This window comes from Bacillus sp. H1a (genome assembly GCF_000633475.1).
GTDB classification, from domain to species: Bacteria; Bacillota; Bacilli; order Bacillales; family Bacillaceae_G; genus Bacillus_A; species Bacillus_A paramycoides.
In genome coordinates, this window is sequence record NZ_AYMH01000021.1 from 17,642 (window position 1) to 38,940 (window position 21,299).

Sequence of the window (21,299 nt, forward strand, 5' to 3'; positions counted from 1 at the left end):
GATTTTCTATGTTTAAAAGAATGGGCAATCTAATTGATCAACAGATTCCCACGATTTTTTTTTTATACTTTCAGTAGATTTATTGTTATCAACTGGTATATTTTTAAAAGGATTCACTTCAACTTTTAATAGCGGAGAAGGATCAGCATACAAAGAAAAAACATAGCTGTTAGTCAAAGTTTTTGACACATCAATATCTCCTACCTGCTTATATAATTGCTGGGCTGCAAAGAAAAAGAAATTAGTTGGATTGGACTGTTTATTAAGCCAAGCAAGCATTTCAGGCGATACTGATTTATTAATATTAATTTTCACTCGATCACCACGTTTATATCGCCTAGATCGCATACTTCCACCAACTAACTTATCGTTAAGTTTGTAAATCCTAACTCTTTTTGCTTATGCTCTCTATACTTTGGCGAACATGTATATACTAATAACCCACGTGCATTTGTAAATAACGGGTTATCTACAAAAATTACATTTGTCAAGCGTCCTTTTTGTTTTAAAATCATTTTCAAGCTATTTTTAATAATAACTGCGCCCCCACCATAAATAAATACATATGGATCGTCTTTCATATCATCAATTTTGTTAATAATATCTGTTGCGACACGTGCTGCTAAACCTAAAAGTGCTGGTTGCGATTCCTCAACTAACAATGCATTTCTTGGGTGTTTTTCACTCAAATAAATTTGATTAAATTCTGTAATACTATCTATCGTTTTCGTAGGGTACTTCCTATTCCATCTCGTAATGATTTGTAGTAAGGTTTCTTTTACGCCGTATGATAATCCCTTACTTAATTGCGGTCTAAAGTTTACACCTAACGAAACAACCTCTTCTGTCGTCCCCGCGCCAATATCAAATGATAATAATGTTTTATCTACAAAATCAATTTCAGACACTTTATTTTGTTCACATTCGATTTTATGTTTCACTACATTTCCTTCTTCATCGTATACAATGCCCCACGTTCCAGACGCGCCTTCAGGTAGGCACTTACAGAACTCAATAGAAACATTAATTGTAACATCGCGGCCGTTCGGATAATGGAAAACAACCTTATGATTTCCCATATAACGTTTCGCATTTTCAGCAGCAATTTCTTGTGTAATTAGTTGCATAGGAAGAGCAACAGATAAATCATAACGAATATTAATATGACTTGAAGTTGGACTTTGACGTATAGCGCTTATAGCTAAACCCGAAAGGATTGTAATAACCATTAATTCATCAGTCGATTTATTTGATTTCTTCTCGACCTCAGTACCTTTTAATTGATCTTGAATCACTTTTTCTCCAACGATGTACCGTACGTTATTTAGCATTAGCGATGGAGAACTAATGGTCACATCAATATGATTCTCTAATTCGGTTAATGAAACATCTCCCTCATCTAACAATCCTGTAGGCTCACCTATATATAAAGAATAAATACTCGGAATAAAAATAGGGTCCTGCCCTTTCACCATTAACTTCAAACCGTTATTTCCTGCATCTGCACCAGCTTTTAAAAGAATAGACATAACTACCCCCTAATTTAATCTGACATCCCTTCCAAATATATGCGAGCCTATTCTTTTACATTCAAATGTAATGTAATTTTTTGTTTATCATAAAAACAAAATATTATATACTTACATATCGTATGTAAAAAGTGTTTGACATGAAAGTTTCCCAATTTTATACTATAGTTGTAAAGAGTTTTTTACAATCGTGGAGGTGCAATCATTTATTGAATACTAAAAAAACTATTTTTATAATCATTGTTTTAGCGTTAATTGCAATACTTGTACATGGCACATACAAATACATAACTGAAGGTTCAATTTTAGGCGGGACGATTTTCGCTGCTTCTTTAATACTTAGTAATTTAATTAATCATATTACATGGGGAGATCCAAACGGAGTATCAGAAGAAAGTCAAGATGAGATGGGCCAACAAATTACATATAAAAGCTTTAAAATTGCGTATTTTGTTCTTGTAGTTGTAATGTTCCTTATATTACTCTTCTCGGAAGGGTTTTCTATGGGTGCTAATTTAGATGGGGTTAGAAACCTTCCTCTTTTTATCGCACTTTGCTCTTCATTCTTTATTTATCCTATCGTTGAACTCATTATCGCAAAACAATATAAATAAAAAGATGAGGTTTTCTAAATAAAGAAAACCTCATCTTTTTATATTTACATCTCCTCAGCTATTGCTTTTAACTTATTCACAGTACGCCAGTTCCTTACTGTAGCTGGCGTATGAAATCTTTGAAATTGATTCATTAATTTAGAATTCCGTATGCTTTTCTTAAATAATAAATACACTACTCTTCCTTCGATTTGGAATTCTTCTATTTCACTTTTATACATAAGTAACTGCTTACTATCTTCTTCAGAAAGTGGATTAGCTAAAAAGGCCACATGTACACTTTCACCTTCTAACAGTGAATTGGTTTCGTAAGGACACTTTTTAATAATATTAATTAATTCATCATTTGTTCTTAACATGACTGGAACATCGAAATCAAAAACGTTCTTAATTTCACTTTCAATACGTTCGTTTAAAAAACTTATATCTTCCACTGATTCAAACACTACATTCCCACTTTGAATATATGTTTTCACTTGTTTTAGCCCTATTGATTCAAACATTTTTTTTAAATCTGCCATTTTAATTACTTTATGTCCACCTACATTAATTCCCCGTAGTAGTGCAATATAAATTGTCATATGATTCCCCCTCACGTATTTAAGTGCATAACAACCGGTTTGTTTTGCACCTTCATATTTCTCGGCTACTGGCTTTAATTCTTCTAACATATCATGCATGGACAATATCTCAAACAAAAAAGCTTACTGCATGATTTTTCAAGGGTAAGCTTTTTAAATTATTTGGTTATCGGTAAATGTAAAATTAATTGTTGTCCAATCGGTCCCATTCTTCTATACCCTTTATCTTGAAACCCAACTTTTTCATATAACTTTTGCGCTGGAATATTCTTTTTATTTACAGCAAGTATAACTTCATTTTTAATTGGATAATAATATTTTACAAAGTCTTGTAATAAAGCCAATGATTTTTTAGCATATCCTTTTCTTTGTTTATTGTGATCAATAGAAAAAGAAGTTAAAAGTATGGCATCATTATTATCTGTGAATTCCTGTACTCTATCACCTGTTTGTAATGCGAATACACCGACAGGTACTCCGTTATAGTCTAAAATAACAACTACATTTTTAGTACGATCATTTTTTACTTTCTCCAGTAATTCTCCTGGATTCGATGTGAATTGAACTTGTTCACTTGGTAAAGTAAATGCTTGTATGTTCTCTTTATACTGCTCCTTATATGGTACCAATTGTATTTCCCCAGTCTGTATGTTCATGCTTAACTCTCCCATTCCTTCAAGGTATTAACTTAAACCTTGCTGTGTTTTAGAATGAACCTTTCCATCCAAAAATGTAATCTCAACAAATGATTTTGGATCGCTACCTTTCCAAGCAAAAATTTGTTTAATTTGTGTAGAATCTTCTTCCCCTTCTTCTATGAGTAACTCCCCTTCAAAACCGATTAATTCTTTCACTTCTAAATAAGTCATTCCTTCATTAATATTTGAAAAATGATTTATATTAATGGACTCTTTCTTTATATTTTCCATTATAGTAGAAGAAGTAGCAGTTTTCTTCTTCACTTCTTTCTTCTGTTCACACGCTGTCATACTAAATCCTATGCATAAACTACAAAATATGAGTGTGCTTTTTTTCATCATAACGGTTGTCCCTCCCCTCATTATTAAACCATATTTTCCCTGTAAAATAAACTGAATATTTAATTTTATAAAGAAAATCCCGTACAGTGTAGTACGGGATTTTTACTATTTTTTCAAATGATTATTTGATTGATCTTCTTGTTCTTTTTTTAGTTCTTGTTCTTCATTTTTTGGTAATTGTTTATCGTTATCTTTAATCGGATTCGTTTCTCTATTTTCAATTAGATCGTTTGGAACTTGTGGCATTACTCGGCCAACAATTGCTGCTAATTCATCAAGTATACCTTGACCAGTTTTACCTTTTTTAATTTGCTTACCTATTTGTTTTAATCGTTCATACGTATCAACATCTGCTACAACGACGGCATTAGCACCATTTGGGTCATTCTTCAAACTTTCTGCAACAGAATACTTAATTGACTCAACACGAGTTCGATCAAGTTTCGCCTTCACATCAATACCTACAACTGCATACTTACCAACTACTACCGCTGTCGCATCGTTTACACCAGGTATACTTGCAGCTAATGATGCTAAATGATCAGCTGCTTTTTCATTCGGTTTATTTGATTTGTTTGTATAATTAACATTTTTCATCGAGACATTTTTTTGTTCTGGCTTTTCATTAGGGTTATCTTTTTTTCCAATGCTACAGCCAGTAATAACGAAGCAAAGCATTAACATATATATAAGGATTTTCATTATTTTCACCACTTTATCATAAATGTTTAATCATAAATTTTTTCAACAGCTTGCATCTTCTTCACTTTTTCCTCTGCACCGCTATTTGCGTTAATGAAAATTTGGTACGTATCTTTCCCTAAAGTACCAACAAATTCATAGCAAAGTACTTCATTATGCAAGTCATTTACTACTAAAGCTTTTCGCTCTTCCATTACTTTTACATCTGGATTAATTTTCTTTCTTGCCTCAGCAGCAGTTAGCTTCGCGCTTGGTATTGTTCGTTTTTGATGTGATGCTAAATATTCCTTCGCTGAAAACCCAACAATCGATCCATCATCTAAAGCAATTTTCATTTGAATTGCTTCTGGATAAATACGCACTCCGTTTTCATTTACAACGTACGTAAACACACCGATATTATCATATTGAGAACTATCAAATAGCTCCATATTTGTAAATTTGTGATCCTTTAAAAATGTTAACCCTTTACTTCCAGCATCATTTAAACTAATTTTTTGTTCTTTAATTTCTCGGTTATTCATTACCCAAATTGGATATCCACCTTTCTCGGTAATATCCATATAAAACTCATTATTTGTCGCTGGGTCTTGAATCTTTACACTATAAAATGATTCTTTTGCACCTTTTCCGCTTTTCTCAACTTCTACTTTTTCATTACCTTTTAAATTTAAAAATGATCTAGCAATTTTTTCAGCTTCTTCTTTCGAAATTGCTTTCCCTTCTGCTTCAAATCCGCCCTTTTTTTTCTTTTGTGCACTTGTAAAAGTCGGTCCGAAATTAGTAGACGAATATGATGTTACATTCTTTTCTACCGTCTTTAATCCATCGATAATTGTGTTATCTGCTGGATCTCGATTTGACGCAAGAGCCATTTCTACATCCATCCAGCGCAGATTGTTTTTCAAAACAAGATGTTGCACTTTTCTTAGTTCATCTTGTATATTGCCTGCATTTGAATATAAAGTTTGCAATGTTTTATACTCTTGATCATTTAACGGCTCTTTTTCTAAATCACGAATCGCTGCACGGTAGCTAAAATCACCGATATTAGCTAAAAATTCTTCCGTTTTATTAAATGGCATTAATGTTAAAGGTAATTGCCCTACATCAGAACGAGCCTCTGATGTTAAACGCCATACATCTGCTAAAGCTGGCGACAATGATGAACGTGAATTCATCGCAAGAGTTGTTCCAATTTTATCGTGTAATAAATCAACTTCGTATGCCAAATCATGAAATGCACGCTGATAACTGTTTTCCGCTCTAATTAATACTGCATTTTTCTCTTGATGCTCTTTATAGCCCCAATATCCTGTTCCGACTACACCTACTGTTAACAATACAATGATAATACCTCGTAACATGTTTCCACCTCCGCTCTATTTACAGAAAATATGTTTACCAATTTTTTTAATTTGTGGACGACTCCAAATCCATTTACTTGTCGCAGTATCTGGATTGAAATAATATAGTGCATTCCCAGTTGGATCCCACCCATTTATCGCATCTAATACAGCTTTTTTCGCTGTTTCATTTGGTGTTAAATAGATTTGTCCATCTGCTACTGCTGTAAAGGCTCTCGGTTCAAAGATTACTCCTGAAACAGTATTTGGGAATGATGCACTTGTGACGCGATTTAAAATAACCGCAGCTACTGCTACTTGTCCTAAATACGGTTCTCCACGTGATTCTCCGTATACAGCGTTTGCCATTAGCTGTATATCATTTTGAGAATAACCGTTTGGAACATTTGTCCCTGTACTTTTTGGTGGCTTATTTTCTTGTGTACCTCCACCGCTATTCCCTTTATTAGTTGTAGTACCTTTATTAGCAGTAGACTTATCATACTTCGTTGCCTTTACAAGCATTTGCTTCGTTTTAGCACCCGCTAAACCATCAACTGGCAATCCGAATTTTTCTTGAAAATTCCGAAGTGCCCAATATGTACCCCATCCGAAAACACCATCTACTTTTCCTGTATAAAATCCGTTATATTTCAAACGAGTTTGCAGTTCAATGACGTCTTCTCCAGATGCTCCTCTTTGAATCACTTGATTAGAAAAAGCTTCTACATTTTTCATTTGTATACTACTTACCATTACAGATAGCCCGATAAAGACCAGCAAAATCGCTATCTTAAAAACAGCTTTTTGACGCATGTATTTCCCTCCTTAATTACGGAAATGATTTCATGGTTATGTTTTGTAAAACAATCGCTTTTATGTAAAGAAGACAAAAAAAGCCAAACTTATATGCTTAAAGAAATATGTAAACAATATACAAAAAGAATAAAGGAGCTTATTATGAAGCAATTCATTACACGTACAGCATTTATAATTTTTTTAATCACAACTTGTGCAAATATATATACTGGTCCATCTATCGTTCACGCACAACCACCATATGCAAAATGGGGTAAACTGGCCGTTGAAAAAACGAAAGAACAATATCCAAAAGCAGAGATTATTGATTACCTTCATATAGGTAGAAAACCAAAAACTGTACAAATAACAGTGGAAAAGTTTAAATTGTGGCTACGTGAGGATGGAAAAGAATATGGTGTTTTTGTTGATGTAGAGTTTGATACGAAAACAGAGAAGTTTCTAAAGATGTCCTTTCATAAAACAAGTAGGTAAAACAAAGAAACCTCTATCTTTAATACAGACAGAGGTTTCTTTATATACAAAATCTTTAATAAGGAGGATTGTTTTTTATCTTCAACGACCGATTTCCTAACATTTTTACCAACCCACATATAGCCCCAATGACAACAGCTATTCCGATACTATATAAAAACACTCTACCATATCCACCTATTCTCGGATCTAAAAACGGATATGGGTACCAATTCACGAATGGACCACGTATTAAGCTATATACAACATATAAAAGCGGGAAAATAAGCCAACTCGCAGCCTGTTTCCATGTAATGGTCTTCGTAGGTGGATTTATAACCCAATCTAAAATCATTGCTAATGGCATGATGTAGTGAAGCACGGTATTTACCCACGGTATCGGTGTTTGAAGTGATTCTTCTAATCCTCTTAATAACAAAAAATAAATGAGTCCTGTTGTTAGTATGTATACTGTTGCCGCACCGCGAAGAACTCCAAACTGCTCCGAACGCCCGAATGTGGCTGTTCCAAAACTGCTTAAAAGTAGAATTATTGCCACTAAAATATTACTTTCAATTGTGAAGAAACTAAAAAAGTTAACTGGATTGAACGGTTTCACTTGTGCCCTTGTAACAAATTGAGTAATAAGTGCACTAAACGCTAGAAGACTTAAAAACAGCCTATAAATCGCTATCGTTTTTGCACTTCTCATAATACATCCCCCTCTTCTTATTAATAATTAGAATTCTCTTTTACATGCTCTATAAATAACTTTAATGGTACAAGGCCACGTTTCGGCATGTGACTACTAATAACAGCTACGAGCTCTAACTGCGGAATGATAATAATGTATTGCCCTCCGTACCCCATAGCAAAATATATACAATACGGTATGTGAAATCTTTTGTTATTTAATACCCACCAGTGATATCCATATGTTCCGACGTGTTCATACGTTTCAAATAGTGCCTCCCTTGAATCTTCTAACCATTTCGATGATACAATTTCATTCCCCTGCCAATATCCATTCTGCAAACATAATTTTCCGACCTTTAATAAATCTATAGATTTCATTTTCATGCCGAATCCGCCGACATATACACCTTGCGGGTCTTGTTGCCACTCGTATTCCTTTATGTCTAGCGGCCCAAATAAATATTTTTTGGCAAACTGCTCTGTCGACATACCAGTTTCTTCTTGGATAATATAACTAAGTAAATGTGAAGAACCTGAATTATAATTCATTTTTGTACCCATTTCTTCAATGAGCGGCTTTTCTATAATGAATTGTACCCAGTCTTCTGAATCCACAAAGTCATTTGGAAAAACGACCCCATTCCCAAACTCTTTCCACTCTTCTCCCGTTGTCATCGTTAATAAATGATAAAGCGTTAATTCTCTCTTTTCCTCTGGCACATTTGGAATCCATGTTGTAATTGGTGTATGTATATCGTTTATTAACCCTTTATCAATTGCGATACCAATTAATATAGATACGATACTTTTTGTAATTGAATTAATTTTATATAAGTCATGTGCACAGTCTATCGTTTTATAGTATTCAGTCGTTAATTCCCCCTTTTGATAAACAAGGAATGTATTAACTTTTTTCTTTTTAAATTTATTTTCTAGTTGTTCGAAATTCAAAGAATCTTCCTCCATCTTAATGATTATTTGATTATTTAGTATTTGTTGTTTATACAATTTTATATTTCTTTCTCTATTAAAACACATGATTTTATTGTATGTTTAAATTTAGAAAGGAGATTTTATATGATGACAAATAAATTAACTCTAAAAAATAAAACCTGACAGCTTTAGTAGCTATCAGGTTTTATTTTTTATAACTTAGTTCGAACGCTCCAAAGCTCTGGGAAGAAACATTGATCAAGCACTCGCTTTAAATAAGATACGCCAGAAGATCCACCTGTTCCCATTTTATGACCGATAATGCGTTCTACCGTTTTCATATGACGGAAGCGCCATTGTTGTAGCCAGTCTTCAATATCAATTAATTTCTCTGCAAGCTGATATAAATCCCAATATTTCTTAACGTCCGCATATACTTCTATCCAAGCAGCTTCTACAGTTGCATCCTCTTCGTAAGGCTGTGTAATATCACGATTTAACACATCTTTATGAATTGGGAAACCTTCTTTAACAAGCGCTTGTATCGCAACGTCATACAAACTTGGCGCATGAAGCGCTTTATGAAGACGAGCATGTAATTCTGGATCTTTTTCATAAATTTTTAACGCATGTGGTGTTTTATAACCAAGTGCATACTCAATCATTCGATATTGATACGATTGAAAACCTGAGGCCTGACCAAGTGAATCGCGAAACTCAATATATTCTGATGGCGTTAATGTCGCAAGAATATCCCAAGATTGAATAATTTGTGACTGAATTTTTGATACACGTGCTAACATTTTAAATGCTGGTGCCAATTTATCATTTTTAATAGATTCAATTGCTGCGTTCAATTCGTGTAAAATAAGCTTCATCCAAAGTTCACTCGCTTGGTGAATGACGATAAATAACATTTCATCATGATGATCGGACAATCTCTTTTGAGAAGATAGTAAACTATCTAATTGTAAATACTCTCCATACGTCATATTTTCCTTAAAGTCCGTGTGAATCCCTTTTTCCATAATTACTTTTTCGTTTTCTTTCATATTAGTCAAACGCCCCTTTTAACATTTCTATTTATATTGGTCTAATAACAGCGCGAACTGGACTTCCATCTGCATCTGTTAATGCAAGTGGTAATGCAATAAGTTCGTAATCGCCATCTACTACGTCATCTAGTACGACATTTTCTAAAATATGAATTCCGTGTTTAAATAATTGATGATGCGCTGCTAGTTCTTTATCATCTAAAGGATCAACAGAAGGTACATCTATCCCAATTAAACGAATACCCTTACTTGAAAGAAAAGGGGCAATATCGGCACGTAAATACGGGATTTCTTCTGGAAACTCTTGCGCTTTACCGTGTGAGGATGTACGTAATAATAATCGTCCTACACCTTCTAAATTAAATGTTTCTAATTCCTTTTTACCGATACTCTCCAACCCTGAAACATCGATAACTCGTGCTGCACCTACATATACGTCTATATCTAAATCTAACACCTTCTTACCGTCATTATCGAAATGAAAAGGTGCATCAATATGAGTACCAGTATGAATACTCATCGTTAACTTTCCGACATTAACTGAACCACTGTCTTCTTTTGACCATGAAACTTCATACGAGAACGGTGTATCCCCTGGCCACGTTGCGATATCATTATTTAGCGGTTGCGAGATATCAATCCACTGCGATGTTTTCATGCTTATGCCACAACCTCTCGCTTATTTTCAAACTTTTTATATTCTTCCTCTTTCATAATTTTCTTTAAAATTTGTACAGAGTTCCATACTTCCTCATACGTATTGTATAAAGCAACCGGTGCGAGACGAACTCCATTCGGAGCTCTAAAATCAGGAATCACTCCATTTGCTTTTAACGCTTTACATATACGTGCCGCCTCAGCATGTTCTAAATAAATATGCCCGCCTCGTTTTTCATCCTCTAGCGGATTTCCAATTATAAATCCAAAATCTTTTAATTCATATTTAATTAAATTAAGCATGTATCTCGTAATATGTAATGATTTTTCACGTAACCTTTCAATGCCAGCTTCTTTAAAAATTTCAAGTGAACCGATTAACGGCGCCGTACTTAATACGTGAGGTGTCCCTATTTGATAAGCTCCAGCATGGTCTGCCGCAGTTAATGAATGTTCCATATCAAACTGCTTATCTTTTCTAGAACTAAACCAACCAGATAATCCTGGCAGTCTATTAAAATGTTTTTTATTCACATATAATCCTGCAACTCCACCAGGCCCTGCATTTAAATATTTATAATTACACCATACAGCGAAATCAACATCCCACTCTTTAAAATGATGCGGAATGGAGCCGATTGAATGACATAAGTCAAAACCGATATGAATACCACGTTTATGAGCTTCTGCTGTTAATCGCTTCATATCTAGAATTTGTCCGCTTCTATATAGCACAGATGGCAATAAAATTAAAGCGATATCATCGGTCATCGCATGAATTATATCTTCTTCTGAAAGTGTTCTACCATCTCTACTTTTCACTTGAACTAGATGCTCATCTGGATTTAATCCTTTTAAACGAATTTGACTTTGAAGTGCGTATATATCTGACGGGAACGTTAATTCATCCGCAAGAATTTTTGTACGAATCCCTTTCGGTTCATAGAAGGTTGCGATTACTTGATGAATATTCGTTGTCGTGGAACCGGTTACAATTGTCTCTTCTGGTAAAGATCCAATAAGAGGTGCAGTCAATTCTCCTAGCTTTTCTGATAAGAAGAACCAAGGATGTTCTCCTTCAGTCCATCCATCAATTCCATACTCTTTCCATGAATCTAGCAAAGTAAGTAGCGATTTCTCTGCTCGTTTTGAAAGCAAACCTAATGAGTTCCCATCTAAATATATTGTTCCTTCTTTTTTATAAAATTCAGTTTGAAAATCTTTCAGTTCATCATGTTTATCACATTCAAGCGCATACTCATAAGTTGGTTGAAATGGTTCTTTATACATGGTGTCACCTTCTTTTAATTTTCTTTTTATTCTAACTAATTGAAATATATCACTGAAATTGATATAACGTCAATGATATTATGTCAGTTGACTTTATATACAAACTTCTTTTACAATACAATTATATTTTCAGATATTTCAGTATAAAGAGGTGGTTCTTTGAAAAACTCTGCTCTTTCAACAAGAAAACACCGCTCCTTAGAAACAAAAAAGAAACTATTACATTCCGGTTATACTATCTTTATAAATAACGGATTTCAGAAAACGACAATCACGCAAATTATTAAACATGCAGAAACTGGTTACGGAACTGCATATGTATACTTTAAAAACAAAGATGATCTCCTTATCGTTTTGATGGAAGATGTTATGAATCGCTTTTATGATATTGCTGAACGCACTTTTTCACCTCAAACAAATGTAGAAGCACGTGATATGATTCAAAATCAAGTTAGAGCATTCTTACAATTAGCGGAAGAAGAACGAGCTATTTTGCAAGTTATGGACGAAGCAATAGGATTGTCAAAAGAGATACGTCAAAAATGGAATGAAATTCGCGAACGCTTTATAAAAAGTATTACCCAGGATATTACTTACTCTCAAGAAAATAAATTGGCACACCCTGAATTAAATAAAGAAATTGTAGCACGTGGTTGGTTCGCAATGAATGAAATGTTTCTTTGGGAAATTGTGCAAAATGATAAAGAACTAGATTTAGAAGAAGTGGTACATACGTTAACGGTAATGTATACGACAGGGCTATATAAATAGCACACTCTTTATTCATATGGTGTGCTATTTTACATCTATAAAAATATTTTATCGGGATACGGTAATGCTAATGGTGGCCTTTCAGATAAGGGGAAATATTGTAGTTTTAAGGTTTCTCCATCTATCGCTTTCAACTCTCCCCCGACAACTTCACACTCAAATACAATAACAATATATTCTACTTGATCTCCATTCGAATATGTATGACGGAATTCTTTCCCTCCAAATACCCCTTTTTCTTTTTTCACTTGTACTTTCAATCCTGTTTCTTCCCACACTTCTCTAACAACCGCTTCTTCTGGTGTTTCTCCTGGTTCGATTGCCCCTGCTGGCAAACTCCAGTATTCTCCTCCAGGATATTGAAATAAGATTTCCCCTTGCTCGTTTTTAATAACAGCAGCTATACTCGGCATAAAAATTAGTTCAGATCCTAATTTTTCGCGAAGTCTTTTATAATATAATGACATCGGCATTTGATTTTCTCTCCTTTGATAAATACTGAAATTTTTAATGAGAAACCTTCAAAAAAATAAACCAATACTCAATATGTTAAGTAATGGTTTATTTAAAATATTTTATTTACCATATAATGATACAAAATATCGATGTAAGTAAAAGCAAAATCCCCATATTCTTATTCTCTTTTTCATCCTTCTTAACGTTTTGTATCCCCATACTAACAAGCATAAAACCTAACAGTAATTGTAAAATGAGCAAACTTTGCTTCGAATCATCATTCCAACTATAAATGGAATAGCCCAATACAATAATTGCGAGTATGAAGGTGGTAATTCTAATCATAAGAACACCCCCTGTTTTATTCTATTGTTTTAACCTACTCACAATTCCAACAATAAACTTATACTCATCTCTACTTTTTCTTACTTTCTTAAACCCTTCTTTCGTATCAAAAATAAAACACGTTTTTCGAAACCAAACTCGTACATATAAAGACTCAAAGTAAATGGGTTTTACAATTCCTCGTTCCTCAAATTCAGTCCCATCCTTATTCTCCGTTTCCGTCCGAACGAACCATCTATTTCCGATCCCAACTTCAATATACTTCACTTACTAACCTCCTTTAGGGAATCTTTTTTCTAACTATTCTATTATTTCCCTGGTAAGCGCACATTCCGACAGAACTTGAGCACATAAAGAAAAAGTAGATTACAAAAATCTACTTTTATAGCCTAAATTTTTGCATTCGCTTATAAAATGTACTACGGGGCACATCTAATAGTTTAGCAGCTAATGAAACATTTCCGTTCGTCTTTTGTAGTGCTTCAATCATGCTATCGCGCTGTATTTTTTCACGAAAATTCAGCGTATGTTCCTCTTTATTTTCAGTTTGCAACTCAAGTTGTTTTTGATTTCCCATCATCGTCTGTAATAAAAATGACATTTGCTTTTCGCATATTTCCCGTCCTTGCGACAAAATGTAAATACGTTCTAGTACATTTAATAATTCTCTTATATTTCCTGGCCATTTATGTTGTGAAAATTGCTTACAAATGCTAGTAGGGAATTGAACATTCCATTGTTTTCGCTCACAAAAATCTTGTATGAAATATGGGATGTCTTCATTTCCTTCTGATAATGATGGAACGTATATCGGATAAACGTGTAAACGATAATATAAATCTTGACGGAATTTCCCTTCCTCTACTAATCGTACTAAATCTTTATGCGTCGCTGTAATAACGCGAATATTAACCGGGATTTCTTTTGAGCTTCCTAACGGCGTTACTGTTCGTTCTTGTAAAACACGCAATAGCGCTACTTGCATCTCTGGTGGTACTTCACCAATTTCATCTAAAAATATCGTTCCTCCGTCCGCTTGTTCAAATTTCCCTTTATATCCTTGACGTCGCGCACCTGTAAACGCTCCTTCAGCATAACCAAACAATTCACTTTCCATTAGCTCTTTCGGCAATGAACCGCAGTTAACGGCTATAAAAGGACCCTTTTTTCTTGGACTATTTTCATGAATAGATCTCGCAACATATTCTTTCCCTACACCTGTTTCACCACATACATATACACTAGCGTCAGTCGGTGAAACAAGCTTAATTTCTTCTAATGTATGTTGAAAGGCATTGCTTGTCCCAATAACTCCAGGAAAAGAAATCCCTTTCATTAACGGGAAAGTAGAATGTACATTCGTTTGTTTATTTTCCTTTAAATAAATACATTTCCCTATCAATCTATCATTACTATATACAGGTACTTCTAATTTAATTTTCAATCCATTTTGCATTAAATTTTCAAGTTTCATTCGCGACCAATTAGATACTCGATCACGAATTCGCTTACTTGCTGAAACAATAACATCACGATGATTGCAAACAACTACTTGTTCATCACTATCAATTACATCTAAAAAACGGTGAATTAAGTGTAGTTCATTTTGATGTACTCGAATACTACATTCACGTTCAATCGCATGTGCAATCGAAGTTACCATGCCGAGCATATATGGATGCGAAAACTCAATTGGACATGAGAAATCTAGAGCACCAATTAATTTCCCATCATCGTTATGAATGGGAGCGGCTGCACAACTCCAGCTATGTGATGCAACGGAATAATGCTCTGTACCACTTATCATAATAGCTTCTTCAATTTCTAGTGCTGTTCCTATCGCATTTGTGCCAACAGCTGCTTCCGTCCATTTCACACCTTCAATGAAATTAATATGTTTCGCTCGTTTTAACGTTTGTTGGTTTCCACTTAACGATAGAACATAACCATCTGGATCAATTAATAAAGCCATCATTTGTAGTTCATCAATTGTTTTTTTCATATTTTGTATTTGGGGTATTGCTATATCAAGGAAAATTTCACTCTTTTTCTTTTGATCTTGAAAAACGTTAGAAAACAAAATATTCTGACCTTTATTCATATGAGGATTAACATTAGCCTGCTTACATCGATGCCACGATTCTGAAATTCTTTGGTTCATACGATTCGAATCAAGAACACCTTCATCAACAAACCTTTTCCATGTATGTAAGTAAAACGGTGAAGCTAACATCGTATCATCTCCCCTTTAATTATTTTGGAGATTTATAAAAACATACCTTTATTATAAAACTGGATAAAAGCGTTTTCAACGAAACTGGAAAGACGACACAAATATGTTAATAATTTGAATATCTTAATTCAATTCTTTATTCTTTTTTAGTAGAACTATATTTTGTATAATGGCTCCAAATAAAATACATAACCAAAACCATTTTTGCGGATTGTTATTTATAAAGAAAACTACCACTGCTATTGCGAATAAAATAGTAGATGCTAAACTAATATATAATTTCGTTCTAATTTCCATTAGGCTTCATCCCTCTATCGCTTTACAGTACATATTAACTCTTCATTTTTCATCTCTAATATATACTCCTGTAAAACATATTCTTTCCCGCCATGCTTTTCATACCAATCATGTATTCTTCTAACATGCATCTCATCATTTTTAATTTTCGTTTCAATTTCTTCATAATCTTTATAACTATCATATTCCCATATTGCAAACACTTCAGTCGTACCATCATTATTATCTTTCATCCAGCGTCCTATTAGTCGAGAACTATACTTTATTTGATTAGGTAAATTTGTGTTATTGAAATGATCATTAAATATTTCTAAGAATTTATTTTTTACTATATAGTACTTCCTTCTGTAAAACATACCTCTTCACCTCTTTTATGAAAACTATCCGTAAGCCGTCCCATTACTACCGTATTATAATAATTACCATCCGTCAGCCTTTTATCATTTTTTAGAACACCTTCCACTTCAAAACCTACCTTTTTATAAAGCTGAATGGCTTTCTTATTTGTCTCTAGCACTTGTAATAATATCTTTTTCACTTCATTTTCATCAGCCCAATTAATAGATTGTAGTAATAGATTCTTACCCATTCCGTATCCCCAAAACTCTTTTAAAATACAAACACCGAATTCAACTTTATGTGACAACCTCTTTAAATCAGATCCTTCACATCTTGAAAATCCAACGATTCGCTTGTGAACTTCTACAATTAAAAAGAGATTTCTCGGTTTTTCAGTATCCGTTTTTATGATTTGTTGAAATCCTACCATATCTATGAACCCTTCCCCACCTTCTCTATCCATATTTTCAGTTTCTCCATCAATCTGTACTCGTAGTTTCGATAACTGATCTGCATCTGTCTCAGCTGCGGAACGAATTGTATAAACTAAGCCATTTATATGAAACTTTTGCTCTTTTATAATCATTACAAACTCCTTTCAAATTTAGCACATTGGCGCTATTACAATTTGTTTACCTTGTTTCTCAAATTCCTGAATGGTTTCTTTACTAGCCTCTTCGTCTGTTATAATAAGGTCAATTTCGTTTAGTGACTCTCCTTTTATAAAGCAATCTATTCCAAGTTTATTATGGGGTGCTAAACAAATATTTCTTCTGGCAATTTCACTTACCCTTTTATTAAAATAAGCAACTTCAGGTGTCACAGTACTTATACCATTTAATGAAATGCCTCCACCTGTAGAAAAGTTAACATCAATAGAAAAACTTCCAATTGACTCAGAGGCAAGTGTATCAGTAATATTTCCTGAATTTTTCACCTTACCACCAATTAAATATGTATCAATATTCTTACATTCCCGCAATTTACTAGCTACCTCTATAGAATTTGTTATAACTGTAAATGATGTTTCGGGTAAAAACTTTAACATAGCACAATGAACTGAAGCCCCACCAATAAAAACTGACTCTGCTTCTTGTATATAGGAAGCAGCAACTTTAGCAATTGCTTCCTCATATATTGAACTATCACTATAACGTTTAGATGGTTCAGCAGCTAAATTTCTCACTCGTGCAAGTTCAACCGCGCCCCCGTGTGTTCTTTTTAATAAACAATCTTTCTCCATTATTGACAGATCTCTTCTTATAGAATCGATAGACATATCGAACCTTTCCGCAAGATCCTTTGCGATTACTCTTCCATCTTTCTTAAGTAGTTCTAAAATGTTCTCTCGACGTTCTTCAGTAAACATGTTCCCACCACCGTTATTGAAGATTCAGAAATTTAAACTTCATGTTAATTATATGCACGTTTCTTCCGTTTTACAATATTTTCAATTCTTATTTTCCCAGCTTTATGCGAGTTTTTTCTCTCTTTCTATTTCATTAATTTTAACACCAAATAAATGCATATTTGCATATTCCACAAAAAGACTTACATTTATTTTCCTATTGATGTAAAATTATTCCTACGTTTTACTTTTTAATACAGAAAGGAATTACTATGAACTCTTTAATTAAAGTAACTTGTACAGCATTATTATTTATAGGAATAATGGCAGGATGTAATGGAAGTACTACACCAAAACAAGAAAAGAGCGCTCTCGAAAAGAATGCAATGCACTATGGGGAAATAGTTAAAAACGAATACTATAGAGCAACTGTTGAAAATGCAAAATTTGAAAAAATAGACAAAGAGTGGCGCCTTTCAACTCGTGTTATGATTAATAATGTTCGAGCCGACGGAAAAACTATTGATCTTTCAGAAATAAAATATTTCATAAAAGATGAAAAAACTGGTCAAAAATATGAAGGTGAAGTTCATCCAGTAGATGATGAGAAATATAAAAATGTTCCACTCGAGTTCTCTTTAACTACTGACATTATATTTAATATGAAAACTTCACCAAAAGATTTAAATAATATGTATTTGTACATAGATAGTAAAGTTGCTCCATTAACAAATACATATTGGAAGCTTGATAATTTAGTATCTAAATAAAAAGACCAGTCTTAAATGGCTGGTCTTTTTACATTCAAGTATTCAACTTCCAACAACATTTACATTGATTTTCTAATAACAACTTGAATAACATGAGCTAAACCAGTATGTCCTTTCCCTTCAATTCGCTCTTGTTCTCCATTAAAGAAATGAATCACCTCATGCCCTTCACACCAAGTAAGAATATCAATTGGATCATACAGCATATCAATATCTTTTGGCCCACCAGTACCATAATTTAATTGCTGTTTCGAGTAAACTTCAATCATTATTAATCCACCAGGCTTTATCGTATGAATCATTTTATTTAATATCATTCTTTGATTATCAGTATGAAAATGTCCAAATACCATAATTGCCGCATCGAATTCATTAGCTGGCAAACTATCAGCTAGTAAATCTACCTTTTTTGTATGCACTTTTACGTTATGCTTCTCGGCTAATTTTTTTGTTTTCTCTAATCCACCCTCCGAATAATCGATAGCTATTACCTCGTGTCCTTGTCTTGTTAGAAAAACAGCATTTCTACCTTCTCCCTCTGCGAAAGCTATTACTTTATTGTGATTTGCCAAACGAAATGCTTGTTCTTGAATAAACGTATTAGGTTCTTCTCCATAAAAATATTCATCCGATTTAAATCGATCATCCCAAAAATTATTCATTTTCTTCTCCTCCTTCTACATATCATTTTCTAGTTAGAACCGCTCATCTGTAATATCACTATTAATAGCAATCGCTGCTTTATTTCCTTGTGATGCAGCAATAATTAATGAAGATGGCCCTTGAGTCATTGTTTCTCCTGCTAAGTAAATATTTTTTTCTGAAGTACGACCAAAATCATCTATTACAAAAGTTGCATTATTTTGCAGTTCACAACCAAGTTGTTCTAAAAATTGATTTGTCCTAAAGAAAGTAGGCACTATAAATCCACCAGCTCTTTCGATGTGCAAACCTGAATGAAACTCTACTCGCTTTAAATAACCCTCTTCACCTTGTAGTGAACGAATAGGCTCTGTAATAACTCTTATATTTTTATTACACAGTTCATCCATCAAAGGCTTACTTAACTCATTACCATTTGTTGCGATTACTAAATCCGTAGACCAGTTATAAACTAATTTTGTCATATGCAACGTATAATCTTCGTTTTCAGAAATAATAATGAGAGGTTGGTCTTTTAATTCCCATCCATCACAATACGGACAACTAAATAAACTTTCCCCATAGAATTCCCGTACATCAGGGATGGATGGAAATTCTTCCTGTATACCCGTTGCTAATAAAACTCTTTCCGCCAAATATTTTGTATCATCTAATGTCACAATCTCAAATAAACCTGTGGATAGCTTCGTTATCGTTGAAACTGCTTTTTCATAATAATGAACTGACGGATACTTCTTCAAATCATTTAAACCTAATTCCTTAAACTCTTCTGGTTTAATCCCGTCACGTGTAATAAATCCGTGAGACTTTCGCGTTACGCGATTCCTATTCGTTTTATTATCAAATAACGCTATTTGTTTACGAGCTCTCCCTAAAACTAAACTTGCATTAAGCCCAGCTGGACCTGCACCTATTACTGCACAATCAATAAATTCCATAAATAAACATCCTCCATGAATAAGCTTAATTCATTTAACTATAATTACAGATATTACAGAGTCTTTTTATCCTTAATTAATTTTAAAATAAAAGCGGATTAAAAATCCACATTTATCTTTTTCGCAAGATCTACGATTTTTTGATTTCGTAACTCTTCTTCCATTTTTTCTTCTGCTGCAAGCATTACTTCATTTATTAAACATCCAGGTTCATGATGTAAACAGCATTCAAACAATGATGTTTTTCCTTCAATAGCATGTATAATATTCAAAAATGAAATATCTTCCCAATTATTACTAAGCGAATAGCCACCTTTAGGACCTGATGATGAATGAATCATCCCTTCCTTCGTCAATTTAGTTAGTATTTTAGACAAGTATGTTGGTGAAACTTTTTGCATTTCCGCTAATTGATGAACACTAACTAACTTATTTGGCGTAGCCTTTGCCAGAAAAAGCATTGTGTGAAGAGCATAGTTTGTAGCTTTAGAATATTTCATAATACGGCTCCTATTGTAGACTTCATATATCTACAATAACTTTATTTCTTTATCAAGTCAAACATTTGTAATGCAAAACACGATATTACTTCTTCTCAAGTAATACATCTGCTGCACAAATTGTCACTTCTCTAAATGGACAGTCAAATAAAACACCCAGCTCGAAACCATCTGCAGTAAGCTCTATTTCATGGTATAGCCACCAAGCACCTTCAAAATTTTCCGGCATAGAACATTTCGTCACTCCTGTAAAAGTTACTTGAAGTTTATCAAAATCACTAAAAGTACCACTGCAATCTAATACGATAAACAAAGTATCTTCTGACTTTCTCTTTACTACTTTAATCACACTATTATGTAGTGATGCCTCATGTAACTGAACGACATTTGACGAAAATTTTTTCTTAATGGAATTAAAATATTCTAAGTATGATTGAACTAATTGTGCCATTCTTTTCTCATAATCTGTTGTCCACTCTAACAAAAGTTTCTTTAATTCATTAGGGAGATATTTTAAATCAATAGTATTGTTATGAAAATATGGATGTAGTGTTTCAGGAAGATAATTTAATAAATCTTCTTTCCTTTCTTCTACTTCGTCTTTCAAACTTTGGATATAATCGGGATCTATTTCTTTCCATTCTTCTATTGATTCTATGAAATGTACAAATCCTGAAATTTGCATTTCTTTATACCAATCTCTTATAAAATATTTCAATGAGATCTCTCCTAAAACATTTTATCATCCAATAAAAGCAATGTATCCGCTTATTATATCATTCCAATAACCATTCTTTCTAAAGAAAAAATGTAAAACTGCTAATATTCCGCCTATTATTTCTAAAACTTCAGAACATTTACAAAACTATAAAACTAGAATACATTTTACTTGTACAAGATTTACCTGTACAAAAATCTAAACAA

General features: G+C 33.4%; 29 protein-coding genes. 4 read left to right on the forward strand and 25 right to left on the reverse strand.

What is annotated here, in order from left to right:
• Positions 1–12 precede the first annotated feature (12 nt).
• Together U860_RS0110580 and U860_RS0110585 are read right to left on the reverse strand one after the other, a co-directional pair.
• On the reverse strand, positions 13–348 hold the full coding sequence (locus U860_RS0110580; protein ID WP_025148490.1) for a hypothetical protein: 336 nt from the start codon (positions 346–348) through the stop codon (positions 13–15).
• A gap of 11 nt (positions 349–359) precedes the next feature.
• Positions 360–1,529, reverse strand: coding sequence for a ParM/StbA family protein (locus U860_RS0110585; RefSeq protein ID WP_025148491.1), 1,170 nt, complete (start codon positions 1,527–1,529; stop codon positions 360–362).
• A 209-nt stretch (positions 1,530–1,738) separates the two neighbouring features.
• Here U860_RS0110585 and U860_RS0110590 point away from each other — a divergent pair, with 209 nt between their 5' ends.
• The gene (locus tag U860_RS0110590) at positions 1,739–2,143 is read left to right on the forward strand and encodes a hypothetical protein (RefSeq protein WP_025148492.1); all 405 of its coding nucleotides are present in this window, start codon (positions 1,739–1,741) and stop codon (positions 2,141–2,143) included.
• A gap of 44 nt (positions 2,144–2,187) precedes the next feature.
• Here U860_RS0110590 and U860_RS0110595 read toward each other — a convergent pair whose 3' ends face one another.
• The 6 genes from U860_RS0110595 to sleB all read right to left on the reverse strand — a co-directional run bounded on the left by U860_RS0110595 (position 2,188) and on the right by sleB (position 6,628).
• Entirely contained in the window at positions 2,188–2,724 is a 537-nt protein-coding gene (locus tag U860_RS0110595) for a DUF1697 domain-containing protein (RefSeq protein ID WP_025148493.1), read from the reverse strand.
• 158 nt (positions 2,725–2,882) lie between these two features.
• Positions 2,883–3,380, reverse strand: a complete 498-nt coding sequence (locus tag U860_RS0110600) for a GNAT family N-acetyltransferase (RefSeq protein WP_025148494.1) — start codon at positions 3,378–3,380, stop codon at positions 2,883–2,885.
• Between the two features lie 27 nt (positions 3,381–3,407).
• Positions 3,408–3,764, reverse strand: coding sequence for a hypothetical protein (locus tag U860_RS0110605; protein ID WP_025148495.1), 357 nt, complete (start codon positions 3,762–3,764; stop codon positions 3,408–3,410).
• Positions 3,765–3,869: 105 nt separating this feature from the next.
• Positions 3,870–4,466 (reverse strand): YhcN/YlaJ family sporulation lipoprotein, encoded by a 597-nt coding sequence (locus U860_RS0110610; protein ID WP_025148496.1) that lies wholly within the window; start codon positions 4,464–4,466, stop codon positions 3,870–3,872.
• Between the two features lie 26 nt (positions 4,467–4,492).
• Positions 4,493–5,833, reverse strand: a complete 1,341-nt coding sequence (gene ypeB, locus U860_RS0110615) for a germination protein YpeB (RefSeq protein ID WP_025148497.1) — start codon at positions 5,831–5,833, stop codon at positions 4,493–4,495.
• A gap of 15 nt (positions 5,834–5,848) precedes the next feature.
• Entirely contained in the window at positions 5,849–6,628 is a 780-nt protein-coding gene (gene sleB / locus U860_RS0110620; protein WP_025148498.1) for a spore cortex-lytic enzyme, read from the reverse strand.
• A 144-nt stretch (positions 6,629–6,772) separates the two neighbouring features.
• Between sleB and U860_RS0110625 the strand changes: the two genes are divergently transcribed.
• Positions 6,773–7,105, forward strand: a complete 333-nt coding sequence (locus U860_RS0110625; protein WP_025148499.1) for a DUF3889 domain-containing protein — start codon at positions 6,773–6,775, stop codon at positions 7,103–7,105.
• A gap of 55 nt (positions 7,106–7,160) precedes the next feature.
• Here U860_RS0110625 and U860_RS0110630 read toward each other — a convergent pair whose 3' ends face one another.
• The 5 genes from U860_RS0110630 to kynU form a co-directional block, all read right to left on the reverse strand.
• The gene (locus U860_RS0110630; RefSeq protein WP_025148500.1) at positions 7,161–7,796 is read right to left on the reverse strand and encodes a Pr6Pr family membrane protein; all 636 of its coding nucleotides are present in this window, start codon (positions 7,794–7,796) and stop codon (positions 7,161–7,163) included.
• Between the two features lie 20 nt (positions 7,797–7,816).
• Positions 7,817–8,731, reverse strand: coding sequence for a serine hydrolase (locus U860_RS0110635; RefSeq protein WP_025148501.1), 915 nt, complete (start codon positions 8,729–8,731; stop codon positions 7,817–7,819).
• Positions 8,732–8,925: 194 nt separating this feature from the next.
• Positions 8,926–9,765 carry a tryptophan 2,3-dioxygenase gene (gene kynA, locus U860_RS0110640; RefSeq protein ID WP_025148502.1) on the reverse strand — a complete coding sequence of 280 codons (840 nt, stop codon included), beginning with the start codon at positions 9,763–9,765 and terminating at the stop codon, positions 8,926–8,928.
• A gap of 31 nt (positions 9,766–9,796) precedes the next feature.
• The gene (kynB, locus tag U860_RS0110645; RefSeq protein WP_025148503.1) at positions 9,797–10,426 is read right to left on the reverse strand and encodes an arylformamidase; all 630 of its coding nucleotides are present in this window, start codon (positions 10,424–10,426) and stop codon (positions 9,797–9,799) included.
• A gap of 2 nt (positions 10,427–10,428) precedes the next feature.
• A complete protein-coding gene (kynU, locus tag U860_RS0110650; RefSeq protein ID WP_025148504.1) occupies positions 10,429–11,715 on the reverse strand; it encodes a kynureninase in 1,287 nt (428 codons plus the stop codon).
• 159 nt (positions 11,716–11,874) lie between these two features.
• On the opposite strand from kynU, the gene U860_RS0110655 reads away from it, so the two are divergent.
• A complete protein-coding gene (locus U860_RS0110655) occupies positions 11,875–12,486 on the forward strand; it encodes a TetR/AcrR family transcriptional regulator (RefSeq protein WP_025148505.1) in 612 nt (203 codons plus the stop codon).
• Positions 12,487–12,521: 35 nt separating this feature from the next.
• Here the strand turns inward: U860_RS0110655 and U860_RS0110660 are convergent, their stop codons facing one another.
• The 8 genes from U860_RS0110660 to U860_RS0110695 form a co-directional block, all read right to left on the reverse strand.
• Positions 12,522–12,959, reverse strand: coding sequence for an NUDIX domain-containing protein (locus U860_RS0110660; protein ID WP_025148506.1), 438 nt, complete (start codon positions 12,957–12,959; stop codon positions 12,522–12,524).
• Between the two features lie 106 nt (positions 12,960–13,065).
• Positions 13,066–13,287, reverse strand: coding sequence for a DUF3953 domain-containing protein (locus U860_RS0110665; RefSeq protein ID WP_029952939.1), 222 nt, complete (start codon positions 13,285–13,287; stop codon positions 13,066–13,068).
• A gap of 21 nt (positions 13,288–13,308) precedes the next feature.
• Complete coding sequence (locus U860_RS0110670; RefSeq protein WP_025148507.1) at positions 13,309–13,554, reverse strand: DUF3977 family protein; 246 nt, start codon at positions 13,552–13,554, stop codon at positions 13,309–13,311.
• 115 nt (positions 13,555–13,669) lie between these two features.
• Entirely contained in the window at positions 13,670–15,520 is a 1,851-nt protein-coding gene (locus U860_RS0110675; RefSeq protein WP_025148508.1) for a sigma-54-dependent Fis family transcriptional regulator, read from the reverse strand.
• Between the two features lie 123 nt (positions 15,521–15,643).
• Complete coding sequence (locus U860_RS35830) at positions 15,644–15,817, reverse strand: hypothetical protein (RefSeq protein ID WP_025148509.1); 174 nt, start codon at positions 15,815–15,817, stop codon at positions 15,644–15,646.
• 14 nt (positions 15,818–15,831) lie between these two features.
• Positions 15,832–16,173: an NIPSNAP family protein gene (locus tag U860_RS0110685; protein ID WP_025148510.1), complete on the reverse strand. Its 342-nt coding sequence runs from the start codon at positions 16,171–16,173 to the stop codon at positions 15,832–15,834.
• Positions 16,146–16,742 carry a GNAT family N-acetyltransferase gene (locus U860_RS0110690; RefSeq protein WP_025148511.1) on the reverse strand — a complete coding sequence of 199 codons (597 nt, stop codon included), beginning with the start codon at positions 16,740–16,742 and terminating at the stop codon, positions 16,146–16,148. The genes U860_RS0110685 and U860_RS0110690 overlap by 28 nt, the downstream gene beginning before the upstream one ends.
• Positions 16,743–16,760: 18 nt before the next feature.
• Positions 16,761–17,525: a DeoR/GlpR family DNA-binding transcription regulator gene (locus U860_RS0110695; RefSeq protein WP_025148512.1), complete on the reverse strand. Its 765-nt coding sequence runs from the start codon at positions 17,523–17,525 to the stop codon at positions 16,761–16,763.
• A gap of 251 nt (positions 17,526–17,776) precedes the next feature.
• On the opposite strand from U860_RS0110695, the gene U860_RS0110700 reads away from it, so the two are divergent.
• Positions 17,777–18,274: a hypothetical protein gene (locus U860_RS0110700; RefSeq protein WP_025148513.1), complete on the forward strand. Its 498-nt coding sequence runs from the start codon at positions 17,777–17,779 to the stop codon at positions 18,272–18,274.
• A 59-nt stretch (positions 18,275–18,333) separates the two neighbouring features.
• On the opposite strand, the gene U860_RS0110705 is transcribed toward U860_RS0110700, so the two are convergent.
• From U860_RS0110705 to U860_RS0110720, 4 genes are all read right to left on the reverse strand, one after another.
• Complete coding sequence (locus U860_RS0110705; protein ID WP_025148514.1) at positions 18,334–18,936, reverse strand: class I SAM-dependent methyltransferase; 603 nt, start codon at positions 18,934–18,936, stop codon at positions 18,334–18,336.
• A gap of 33 nt (positions 18,937–18,969) precedes the next feature.
• The gene (locus U860_RS0110710; protein WP_025148515.1) at positions 18,970–19,875 is read right to left on the reverse strand and encodes an NAD(P)/FAD-dependent oxidoreductase; all 906 of its coding nucleotides are present in this window, start codon (positions 19,873–19,875) and stop codon (positions 18,970–18,972) included.
• Positions 19,876–19,973: 98 nt separating this feature from the next.
• Complete coding sequence (locus U860_RS0110715) at positions 19,974–20,375, reverse strand: Rrf2 family transcriptional regulator (protein ID WP_025148516.1); 402 nt, start codon at positions 20,373–20,375, stop codon at positions 19,974–19,976.
• Positions 20,376–20,460: 85 nt separating this feature from the next.
• Entirely contained in the window at positions 20,461–21,093 is a 633-nt protein-coding gene (locus U860_RS0110720; RefSeq protein ID WP_025148517.1) for a DUF4085 family protein, read from the reverse strand.
• Positions 21,094–21,299: the final 206 nt, after the last annotated feature.